This is a genomic window from Nonomuraea sp. NPDC049758, from assembly GCF_040674635.1.
Lineage (GTDB): Bacteria > Actinomycetota > Actinomycetes > Streptosporangiales > Streptosporangiaceae > Nonomuraea.
This window is the reverse complement of record NZ_JBFAMZ010000001.1, coordinates 51,059-61,942: the sequence shown is the minus strand read 5'-3', so window position 1 is coordinate 61,942 and position 10,884 is coordinate 51,059. Positions and strand designations below refer to the sequence as shown.

Here is a 10,884-nt window from a genome sequence, read left to right as displayed (position 1 = left end):
CCCGCAGCCCTAGCAGAGGCCGAGCTGGCGGGCCGCGCGCACGGCCAGCCAGACCTCCGCGAACGCCGCGCTGGACGACAGGTCGCGCCCGCTCAGCGCGGCGAACCGGCGCAGCCGGTAGGCCAGCGTGTTGGGGTGGACGTGCAGCGCCGCCGCCGCGTCCTCGACGTGGCGGTTGCGCTCCATCCACGTGCGCACCGACAGCAGCAGCCGCGAGTCGTGGGCCTCGTCGTAGGCCAGCACCTCGCCCAGCACGTGGTCGACCAGGGCCGACAGCGTGGAGGGGTCGTCGGGCAGCCAGCGGCCGGTGGTGTCGTCGCCGTAGTGGACCAGCGCCTTGCCGGACTCGGCGGCGTGCGCGGCCGCCCACACGGCCTCCCGCTGGGCGACCCGCAACGACTCGCCCGGCGGGAACGGCCGGCTCACGCCCGCGCTGACCCCGGGCACGGCGGCCACCGCCGGCCCCAGCTCGGGCGGCCCCAGCAGGTAGTGGTCGTCGCCGCGGCGCAGCAGCAGGTGCGGCAGCTCGCCCACCGCCCGGCGCAGCGCGTCGTCGGGCGCGTGCCGCACGACGAGCAGCACCGACCCGGTCTCCAGGGGCAGGCCCATCCTGGCCAGCCGACGCCGGGCCGCGGGCGGGTCGAGCACGTCCTGGAGCAGCTCGGCCAGCGTCTCGGCGCCCTCTCTGCGCAGGGTCTCGCGCTCGTGCCTGGCCATGGCGACCTGGAGGGCGGCCACGGTGGCGATGTGCTGGACCACGGCCAGCCCGGCGGGCCGCGCGCCCTCCCGCTCGAAGGCCACCAGGAACCCGGCGGGGCCGCCGGGCGCCGGCACCGGCAGCGCGAAGCCGCCCGGGATCGTGGGCGGCGCGTCCGGCTCGGCGGGCAGGACGTCGAGCGAGGGCACCGGCACGCCGGGCAGCAGCGGCCGGCCCTGCGGGGTGCACAGGTAGACGTCGTAGCCGGACAGGCGTTCCAGGCGCTTGAACAGGGTGACGGTGTCGAGGTCCTCGGCGGCCAGCCAGCGCAGCGCGCCGAACACCTGGAGCTGGGCGCCCAGCCGGTGGCTGGCGTCCTCCTGGAGCGCCGCCGCCACCTCCTGCGAGACGGCGATGAACGGCACCGCGAGCGGCACCTCCAGCACCGGCATGCCGCGTTCCTCGGCGGCCTCGAAGAACGCCCGGTGCAGCGGCGGGACGTGCAACTGGGCCGACAGGGCGAGCGCCGAGACCCCCGCGTCGTCGAGGCGTTCGAGGTAGGCGCGCTGCCGGGCGGCCGAGCGCGGCAGGCCGAGCCCGGTCGTCATGATGACCTCGGCGCCGAGCAGCCAGGGCGTCGGGTCGGCCAGCTCGCTGACGTGCGCCCACGAGACCGAGCGGGACAGCCCGGCCTCGCCGGCGAGCACCCGGAGCTGGAGAGCGGGGGAGCGGAGAAGGTCTTCGACCGTCAGCTTGTGGTCAGCCACAACACACACCGTATTACTTTGTGGGAGTAACAATTGCCGCAGGTCAGAAGCGTGACGAACACTGACGAACATGCACATCGGTCCCGTCGACTCCTCTCGGGTCCCGCGTTTCGCCGGGCCCGCCACCTTCGCCCGGCTGCCCCGGCTCGACCAGGTCGAGCGGGCGGACGTGGCCGTCGTGGGCGTGCCCTTCGACGCGGGCGTGTCCTACCGTCCGGGCGCCCGGTTCGGCCCCGCCGCCGTACGGGAGGCCAGCCGGTTGCTGCGGCCCTACCACCCGGGGCTGGACGTCTCTCCGTTCGAGCGCGTCCAGGTCGCCGACGCCGGTGACATCGCGGCGAACCCGTTCGACATCGGCGAGGCCGTCGAGACCATCGAGGCCGCGGCCGACGAGCTGGACGCCCGGCTGGTCACCATCGGCGGCGACCACACGATCGCGCTGCCGCTGCTGCGCTCGGCGGCCAGGAAGCATGGCCCCGTGGCGCTGCTGCACTTCGACGCGCACCTCGACACCTGGGACACCTACTTCGGCGCCGAGTACACCCACGGCACCCCCTTCCGCCGGGCGGTCGAGGAGGGCATCCTCGACACCGAGGCGCTGAGCCACGTCGGCATCCGGGGCCCGCTGTACGGCAAGAAGGACCTGGAGGACGACCGGCGGCTCGGGTTCGGCACCCTGACCGCCGCCGACGTGCTCCGCCGCGGCCTGGACGAGGTCATCGACGTGCTGCGGCAGCGCGTCGGCGACCGCCCGCTCTACGTCTCCGTCGACATCGACGTGCTCGACCCCGCCCACGCCCCCGGCACCGGCACGCCGGAGGCCGGCGGGCTCACCAGCCGCGAGCTGCTGGAGATCCTCCGCGGTCTGGCCGGCTGCCGCCTGATCGGGGCCGACGTGGTCGAGGTGGCCCCCGCCTACGACCACGCCGAGATCACCTCGGTCGCCGCCTCCCACGTGGCCTACGACCTCGTCAGCCTGCTGGCGATGCAGGAGAAGACATGAGCATCACCGAGATCGAGACCTACGGCGTCGAGCGCATCCCCGACGCCGACCGCACCGCCGGGCCGTTCGACCTGTTCCGGGTCGCCTTCGGGGGCGCGAACACGTTCGCCACCTGCGTGCTGGGCGCCTTCCCCATCCTGTTCGGCCTGTCGTTCTGGCAGGGGCTCGCGGCCACCGTGCTCGGCCTGGTGGTCGGGGCGCTGATCCTGGCCCCGCTGTCGCTGTTCGGGCCGCTCAACGGCACCAACAACGCCGTCTCCTCCTCGGCCCACCTGGGCGTGCACGGCCGGGTCGTCGGCTCGTTCCTGTCGCTGCTGACCGCCATCGCGTTCTTCTCGATCTCGGTGTGGTCGTCGGGCGACGCGCTGGTGGGCGGCGCGCACCGGCTCGTCGGCCTGCCCGACACCGACCTGTCCTACGGGGTGGCCTACGCCGTCTTCGCCCTGCTCGTCCTCGTGGTCTGCGTGTACGGCTTCCGCTTCATGCTGTTCGTCAACAAGATCGCGGTCGCGGCGGCGTCGCTGCTGTTCGTGCTCGGGCTGTTCGCCTTCGCCGGGGACTTCGACCCGTCCTATCCCGGGACGCTGGCGGCCGGCGACCCGCTGTTCTGGCCGTCGTTCATCGGCGCGGCGCTGATCGTGCTGTCGAACCCCGTGTCCTTCGGCGCCTTCCTGGGCGACTGGTCCCGCTACATCCCGGCCTCGACCCCGCGCTCCCGCGTGATGGCGGCGGCCTTCCTGTCGCAGATCGCCACCGTCCTGCCGTTCTTCTTCGGGCTGGCCACCGCCTCGATCATCGCCGCCAAGGCCGCCGAGTACGTCGACCCGGCCGCGCCCAACTACGTGGGCGGGCTGCTGGCGATCTCGCCGGCCTGGTACTTCGTCCCGGTCTGCCTGATCGCGCTGATCGGCGGCATGTCCACCGGCACCACCTCCCTGTACGGGACCGGGCTGGACTTCTCCAGCGTGTTCCCGCGCTTCTCCCGGGTGCAGGCGACCGTCTTCATCGGCACCCTGTCGATCGTGTTCATCTTCGTCGGGCGCTTCGCGGCGAACCTGACGGCCAGCATCTCCACGTTCGCCACGCTGATCATCACCTGCACCGCCCCCTGGATGGTGATCATGATGCTCGGCTACGTGACCCGCAGGGGCTGGTACGACCCCGACGCCCTGCAGGTCTTCAACCGGCGGCAGCGCGGCGGGCGGTACTGGTTCACCCACGGCTGGAACTGGCGCGGCCTCACCGCGTGGCTGCTCGCGGCCGCCGTGGCGCTGATGTTCGTAAACCTGCCGGGCCAGTTCGTCGGGCCGCTGGGCGACCTGGCCGGCGGCGTGGACGTCTCGCTGCCGCTGGGCCTCGCGGTCGCGGCCGTGCTCTACCTGACGCTGCTCGCGCTCTTCCCCGAACCGCGCGAGGTGTACGGCCCGCAGGGCCCGCGCCTGGTGCGCTCGGCCGACACGCCGATCCTGCCCATCGTGGACGCGGCAGAATCGATGGCGTGATGGAACTTGTCGACCTGTCGGTGCCCGTCGAGTCCGGGATGCCGGTCTATCCGGGCGACCCCGAGGTCTCGGTCGCCCCCGCGCTCACCGTCGCCCGCGACGGCGTCAACGTGCTGGGCCTGCACCTCGGCTCGCAGTCGGGCACCCACGTCGACGCCCCCTTCCACATCGACGACGCGCTGCCGGCGCTCGGCGACCTGCCGCTGTCCCGCTTCGCCGGGCCGGCCGTGGTGGCCGACGCCCGGGGGCTCGCGCCCCGGTCGCCGATCGGCGCCGGGCTGCTCGACGGCCCGGCCTGGCCGTCCGGCGGCGACGCGCCGATCGTGCTGGTCGCGACCGGCTGGTCGGCCCACTGGGGCGGCGAGTCCTACCAGGCCCATCCCTTCCTCACCGAGGAGGCCGCCACGCTGCTGGTCGAGCGGGGCGTGCGCACGGTCGGCATCGACGCGCTGAGCGTCGATCCGACGCCGGCCGACGACTTCCCTGCCCACCGCGTCCTGTGCGGGGCGCACGCCGTGATCGCCGAGAACCTCACCGGCCTCGACCGGCTGCTGGACGCCCAGGCCCGGGGGCGGCCGATCGAGGTCTGGATGATGCCGCTGCGGCTCGACGGCGCCGACGGCGCGCCCGTGCGGGCCGTGGCGCGGATCGGTTAGCGCGTGCCCCAGGAGTACGACTGCTTGCGCAGCTTCAGGTACACGAACGACTCGGTGGCCCGGACGGCGGGGATGGCGCGGATCTTGCTGAGGATCTCCAGCAGGTGCCCGTCGCCCTCGCAGACCACCTCGACGATCACATCGAAGGAGCCCGCCGTGAGCACCACGTAGTCGATCTCCTCGATGGCCGACAGCTCGTCGGCCACCGACTCCAGGTCGCCCTCGCAGTTGACCCCGATCATCGCCTGGCGGGGGAAGCCGAGGGTGAGGGGGTCGGTGACCGCGACGATCTGCATCACCCCGCTGTCCTGCAACCGCTGGACGCGCTGACGGACCGCGGCCTCGGAGAGCCCGACGGCCTTGCCGATCGCCGCGTAGGGCATGCGCCCGTCTGACTGGAGCTGCTCGATGATCTGCTTGGAGAGATCGTCGAGCACGACGGGCCCGGAACTGGCGTTGTTTCGTCGTACGCGGGGCGGCGTCGTCATGTCAGAGGAATCCTCCTAGCGGTCCGGCGTTACGGGGGCGTTCCCGCTTGATTGCCGTCCTGGTGCGACATGTTGTCAGTTCTTGGCGGTGTGTCAAGCGAATTCGTAGCAATTTGATATCTTCACCACGAAATCCCTTGTCCAGATGCATCTGCTCTGTAAGAGTCGCGGCATCTCAGCCACCTCAACGAGGAGGTCGTGCATTGACCACCCGTCTGCAGAACTTCATCAACGGTGAGTTCGTGGACGCCCAGAGCGGCCGGTTCTCCGACATCATCGACCCTTGCACGGGAGAGGCCTACCTTCAGGCCCCGATCTCCGGCGTCGAGGACGTCGACGCGGCCTACGCCGCGGCGGCCGCCGCGTTCGAGTCGTGGGGTCGGACCACCCCCGGTGAGCGGGCGAACCTGCTGCTCAAGGTCGCCGACGCGATCGACGCCCGGGCCGACGAGATCAACGAGGCCGAGTGCCTCAACACCGGCAAGCCGCGCGCCCGCATGGCCGAGGACGAGACGCCGGTCGCGGCCGACCACTTCCGCTTCTTCGCCGGTGCCGCGCGCACCCTGGAGGGGCCCACGGCCGGGGAGTTCCTCGCCGAGCACACCAGCGTCATCAGGCACGAGCCCATCGGCGTCGTCGGCCAGGTCACCCCCTGGAACTACCCGATGATGATGGCCGTGTGGAAGATCGCCCCGGCGCTGGCCGCCGGGAACACGATCGTCCTCAAGCCGTCGGACACCACCCCGGCCTCCACGCTCAAGCTGGCCGAGATCGTCGGCTCGGTGCTGCCGCCCGGCGTCTTCAACGTCGTCACCGGCGACCGCGAGACCGGCGCGCTCGTCGTGGGCCACCCGACCGCCGCCATGGTGGCGATCACCGGCTCCGTCGGCGCGGGCATGGCGGTCGCCAAGAGCGCCGCCGACGACCTCAAGCGGGTGCACCTGGAGCTCGGCGGCAAGGCGCCGGTCGTGGTCTTCGAGGACGTCAAGGACCTCGCCAAGGCCGCCGCCGACATCGCCACCGCCGGTCTCTACAACGCCGGCCAGGACTGCACCGCGGCCTGCCGCGTGCTCGTCCAGGAGAGCGTGCACGACGAGTTCGTGGCCGCGCTGACCGAGGCCGCCGCCGCGACCGTGACCGGCGACCTGGGCAACGAGGAAGCGCTCTACGGCCCGCTCAACAACGAGAACCAGCTCACCAGGGTCCAGGGCTTCATCGACCGGGTCCCCGGCCACGCCAAGGTGCTCACCGGCGGCAGCCGCGTCGGCGACAAGGGCTATTTCTTCGCCCCGACCGTCGTGGACGGCCTGCGCCAGGACGACGAGATGGTGCAGAACGAGGTCTTCGGCCCCGTCATCACCGTCCAGACGTTCACCGACGAGGCCGACGCGCTGGCCAAGGCCAACGACGTCAAGTACGGCCTGTCCAGCTCGGTGTGGACCTCCGACCACGGCCGCGCCATGCGCATGTCGAACCGCCTCGACTTCGGCGTGGTCTGGGTCAACACGCACATCCCGTTCGTCTCGGAGATGCCGCACGGCGGCTTCAAGCACTCCGGGTACGGCAAGGACCTGTCGGTGTTCGGTCTGCACGACTACACCAGGGTCAAGCACGTCATGCACTACATCGGCGAATAAGGACGAGCCCTGGACATGACCGAGCTATCCGCGATTCAGCTTGAGGACGTCGTCAAGGAGTACCTCTCGCACGGCGAGGTCGTCCAGGCGGTCAAGGGTGTGTCGCTGGACATCGCCGAGGGGGAGTTCTTCTCCCTCCTCGGCCCGTCCGGATGCGGCAAGACCACGACCATGAGGATGATCGCCGGCTTCGAGGAGCCCACCAAAGGGCTCGTGAGGCTGCACGGCAAGGACGTCACCGACGTCCCGCCGAACAAGCGCGACGTCAACATGGTCTTCCAGTCCTACGCCCTGTTCCCGCACATGAGCGTGTGGGACAACGTGGCGTTCGGCCTGAAGCAGCGCAAGACGCCGCCGGAGGAGATCCGGCGGCGGGTCGGCGAGATGCTGGAGATCGTCGACCTGACCGGCCGGGAGAAGCGCCGGCCGCGCGAGATGTCCGGTGGCCAGCAGCAGCGCGTGGCGCTGGCCCGCGCGCTGGTCAACCGGCCGCGGGCGCTGCTGCTCGACGAGCCCCTGGGCGCGCTCGACCTCAAGCTGCGCCAGGCCATGCAGATCGAGCTCAAGCGCATCCAGCGCGAGGTCGGCATCACGTTCGTGTACGTGACGCACGACCAGAACGAGGCTCTGACCATGAGCGACAGGATCGCCGTGATGAACGACGGGCTGGTCGAGCAGCTCGCGAGCCCGCGGGAGATCTACGAACGGCCGGCCACCGCCTTCGTGGCGGGGTTCATCGGCACCTCCAACCTGATCACCGGGACGGTGACCGGCGGGGTGCTGGCGGTCGGCGGCGGCCGGGTGCTGGTGCCGGACCACGAGGGCGACGTGACGGTGACCGTCCGCCCCGAGAAGATCACGATCTGCGCGGACGAGCCGGGACCCGGGCTGAGCGCCGTCCCCGGGACCGTCACGGAGATGGTCTACCTGGGCACCTCCAACAGCTACGCGGTGCAGCTCGCCGACGGGGCCGAGATGACCGTGTTCGAGCAGAACGCGCACGACGCGACGGCGACCGCGGAGCGGGGCGACTCCGTGTGGCTGTCGTGGGAGGCGCAGCACTCTTATGTGATTGGAAGTTGATAGCACCCCATGAACCCCCGCCAGATCACCCCCGCCCTCCTGAGGGGCATGACCCAGCCCCGCACCCGCCGCGACTTCTTCCGTGTCACCGGCCTGTCCGCCGCCGGCCTCGCGCTCGCCGCCTGTGGCGTCCAGGGCCAGAAGGCCGCCCCTCCGAAGGCCGACGCCGTCCAGGACTACTGGTCCAAGCAGAGCAAGCACGGCAAGCTCGTCTTCGCCAACTGGCCCGAGTACATGCCCGAGGACCAGGCCCCGCTGAAGAAGTTCACCCAGACCACCGGGATCTCCGTGGAGTACAAGGAGGTCATCCAGGAGAACGCGGAGTTCTTCGGCAAGGCCGACCCCGTGCTCCGCGCCGGCCAGTCGCTCGGCTACGACATCATCGTGATGACCAACGGCGTGCAGCTCCAGCACATGGTCGAGCTCGGCTACATCGTGCCGCTCGACCACAGCCGGATGCCGAACTTCCTGGCCAACGCCGGTGACAAGTACAAGGAACGCGCCTACGACCCGGGCAACCAGTACACGATGCCCTACTCCTCGGGCGTGACCGGCATCGCGTACAACACCAAGTACGTCAAGGACGACATCACCAGCATCGAGGCCCTGTTCGACCCCAAGTACAAGGGCCGGGTCGGGATGATGGCCGACGCCCAGGAGATCGGCAACTTCGGGATGTTCGCGCTGGGCGTCGATCCGGAGAAGTCGACCGAGGCCGACTGGAAGAAGGCCGGGGAGAAGCTCAAGCAGCAGCGCGACGCGGGAATCGTCCGGAAATATTACGACCAGAGCTACATCGACGCGGTCTCCAAGGGCGACGTCTGGCTGACCATGGCCTGGTCGGGCGACATCTTCCAGCGGCAGCTCGCCGGCGAGCCGGTCAAGTTCGTGGTGCCGGCGGAGGGCGGCACGATCTGGACCGACAACATGCTCATCCCCAAGGGCGCGGCCAACCCCGTGGACGCGCTCACCCTCATGGACTACCTGTACCAGCCCGCGGTGGCCGCCGAACTGGATGAGTTCATCCAGTTCGTCACCCCGGTCCCGGCCGTGCAGGACCTCCTGCGCGAGAAGGCCACGACGGCCAAGGGCGAGGACAAGAAGGCCCTGGAGGACATGGTGGACAGCCCGCTCATGTTCCCCTCGGAGGCCGACTACGCCAAGCTGCGCACCTACACCACGCTGACCACCCAGCAGGAGCAGGTGTTCAACTCCATCTTCCAGTCGATCACCCAGGCATAGCCATGAAACGGCTCACCCCCTACCTGCTCGCCCTGCCGAGCTGGCTGTGGCTGGCGATCTTCCTGGTCGTGCCCATGGTGGCGATGGCGTCGGTCTCGCTCCAGACGGGCAACGCCATCGACGGCTACGCGATGACGTTCAGCTTCTCCAACTACGCCGACGCGCTCGGCAGGTACAGCGACCAGCTGCTGCGCTCGCTCCTGTACGGCGGCCTGGCCACGGTGGCCATGCTGGTGATCGGGTACCCGGTGGCGTACTGGATCGCCTTCAAGGGCGGCAGCCGCAAGTCGGTGTACCTGTTCCTGCTGCTGCTGCCGTTCTTCGTGTCGTTCGTGCTGCGGACGATCTCGTGGAACTTCCTGCTGGCCGACAACGGCATCCTGTTCGGGACGCTGAAGGGCTGGGGGCTGCTGCCGGAGGGCTTCCACGTGCTGGCCACGACCGTGGCCGTGGTGGGCGGGCTCACCTACAACTTCCTGCCGTTCATGATCCTGCCGATCTACGTGGCCCTGGAGCGGGTGGACCCGCGGGTGGTGGAGGCGGCCCAGGACCTGTACGCCACCCGCGCCGGGGCCTTCCGCCGGGTGGTGCTGCCGCTGTCGCTGCCCGGCGTCTTCGCCGGCGTGCTGATGACGTTCGTGCCCGCGACGGCCGACCCGGTCAACGCGCAGATCCTCGGCGGCACGGCCAACACCATGATCGGCAACATCATCCAGACCGAGTACCTGACCAACCTCGACTACCCGACCGCCTCGGCGCTGTCGTTCACGCTGATGGCGATCCTGCTGGTGGGCATCTTCGTCTACGCCCGCGCGCTCGGCACCGAGAACGTCCTGGAGGCGGCGGCGCGATGAGCGGTGAGCGAGCAATGAGCAGGGGCACGCGGGGCAGGTTCGGCGACCGCCTGCTGCACGTCTACACCTGGCTGATCATCCTGTGGCTGTCGTCGCCGATCGCCGTCATGATCCTGTTCGGCTTCAACGACAAGAAGAGCAAGTCGAACACGAGCTGGCAGGGCTTCACCCTCAAGTGGTACGGCGAGCTCTTCGAGATCTCCGACCTGACCACGGCGCTGCGCAACTCCATCGTGATCGCCCTGGTCAGCACCGTCATCACGGTCGTCATCGGGACGATGCTGGGCCTGGCCGTCGGCCGGCACCGCTTCCGAGGCCTCGGCGCCACGAACTTCCTGGTCTTCGCCGCCATCTCCACGCCGGAGCTGGTGATGGGCGCCTCGCTGCTGTCGCTGTTCGTCTCGGGCAACGTGCCGCGCGACGGCAACACGATCATCGTCGCCCACGTGCTGTTCTCGCTCTCCTTCGTCGTGGTGACGGTCAGGGCGCGGGTCATCACGCTCGACCCGTCGCTGGAGGAGGCGGCCAAGGACCTCGGCGCGACCGCCTGGGGCACGTTCCGGCAGGTGACGCTGCCCTCGATCATGCCGGGCGTGCTCGCGGGCGCGATGCTCTCCTTCGCGCTGTCGATCGACGACTACGTGGTGACGAGCTTCGTCAACGGCTCGACCGTCACCTTCCCCCTGTGGATCGTGGGTGCGGTGAAGACCGGTATTCCACCGCAGGTCAACGTGATGGGTACGCTCATCTTCGGGATCGGTGTGCTGATCGCCGTGGCGAACGCCGTGGCCGCCAGACGCCGCGCCTAGGATCTGCTCCAACAGGCTTTCCCCCCGCGATCCGGCGGGGGGATTGGTGTATTCCGACCAAGAACAGGGAGGCGAGATCGGATTTCGGCGGGGGGAACCCGCGCGTGATCACATCATGCTTTTGGATCCCGCAATCAACAAAGAAC

General features: G+C 70.0%; 10 protein-coding genes. 8 read left to right on the top strand and 2 right to left on the bottom strand.

Translation table 11 applies throughout. The features are described 5' to 3' along the window. Positions 1-9: 9 nt before the first annotated feature. The gene (locus tag AB0J46_RS00245; protein ID WP_364324372.1) at positions 10-1,464 is read right to left on the bottom strand and encodes a PucR family transcriptional regulator; all 1,455 of its coding nucleotides are present in this window, start codon (positions 1,462-1,464) and stop codon (positions 10-12) included. Between the two features lie 70 nt (positions 1,465-1,534). On the opposite strand from AB0J46_RS00245, the gene speB reads away from it, so the two are divergent. From speB to AB0J46_RS00230, 3 genes are read left to right on the top strand one after another with little or no spacing between them, the layout of a single operon-like run. Beyond that, positions 1,535-2,467, top strand: a complete 933-nt coding sequence (gene speB, locus AB0J46_RS00240; RefSeq protein WP_364324369.1) for an agmatinase — start codon at positions 1,535-1,537, stop codon at positions 2,465-2,467. Next, positions 2,464-3,969 carry a cytosine permease gene (locus AB0J46_RS00235; protein WP_364324366.1) on the top strand — a complete coding sequence of 502 codons (1,506 nt, stop codon included), beginning with the start codon at positions 2,464-2,466 and terminating at the stop codon, positions 3,967-3,969. Before speB ends, AB0J46_RS00235 begins: the two co-directional genes overlap by 4 nt. Continuing rightward, on the top strand, positions 3,969-4,625 hold the full coding sequence (locus tag AB0J46_RS00230; protein ID WP_364326123.1) for a cyclase family protein: 657 nt from the start codon (positions 3,969-3,971) through the stop codon (positions 4,623-4,625). Before AB0J46_RS00235 ends, AB0J46_RS00230 begins: the two co-directional genes overlap by 1 nt. On the opposite strand, the gene AB0J46_RS00225 is transcribed toward AB0J46_RS00230, so the two are convergent. Beyond that, positions 4,622-5,113 carry an Lrp/AsnC family transcriptional regulator gene (locus AB0J46_RS00225; protein WP_364324363.1) on the bottom strand — a complete coding sequence of 164 codons (492 nt, stop codon included), beginning with the start codon at positions 5,111-5,113 and terminating at the stop codon, positions 4,622-4,624. The genes AB0J46_RS00230 and AB0J46_RS00225 overlap by 4 nt on opposite strands. 203 nt (positions 5,114-5,316) lie before the next feature. On the opposite strand from AB0J46_RS00225, the gene AB0J46_RS00220 reads away from it, so the two are divergent. Genes AB0J46_RS00220 through AB0J46_RS00200 form a run of 5 tightly spaced genes read left to right on the top strand, consistent with a single transcriptional unit; the run spans position 5,317 to position 10,738 of the window. Further along, positions 5,317-6,750 (top strand): gamma-aminobutyraldehyde dehydrogenase, encoded by a 1,434-nt coding sequence (locus AB0J46_RS00220; RefSeq protein ID WP_364324360.1) that lies wholly within the window; start codon positions 5,317-5,319, stop codon positions 6,748-6,750. A gap of 15 nt (positions 6,751-6,765) precedes the next feature. Next, complete coding sequence (locus tag AB0J46_RS00215) at positions 6,766-7,833, top strand: ABC transporter ATP-binding protein (RefSeq protein WP_364324357.1); 1,068 nt, start codon at positions 6,766-6,768, stop codon at positions 7,831-7,833. Positions 7,834-7,881: 48 nt separating this feature from the next. Further along, complete coding sequence (locus tag AB0J46_RS00210; RefSeq protein ID WP_364324354.1) at positions 7,882-9,075, top strand: spermidine/putrescine ABC transporter substrate-binding protein; 1,194 nt, start codon at positions 7,882-7,884, stop codon at positions 9,073-9,075. A 2-nt stretch (positions 9,076-9,077) separates the two neighbouring features. After that, a complete protein-coding gene (locus tag AB0J46_RS00205; protein ID WP_358283817.1) occupies positions 9,078-9,929 on the top strand; it encodes an ABC transporter permease in 852 nt (283 codons plus the stop codon). A gap of 14 nt (positions 9,930-9,943) precedes the next feature. Next, positions 9,944-10,738 carry an ABC transporter permease gene (locus AB0J46_RS00200; RefSeq protein ID WP_364324350.1) on the top strand — a complete coding sequence of 265 codons (795 nt, stop codon included), beginning with the start codon at positions 9,944-9,946 and terminating at the stop codon, positions 10,736-10,738. The last annotated feature ends 146 nt before the right edge of the window (positions 10,739-10,884 follow it).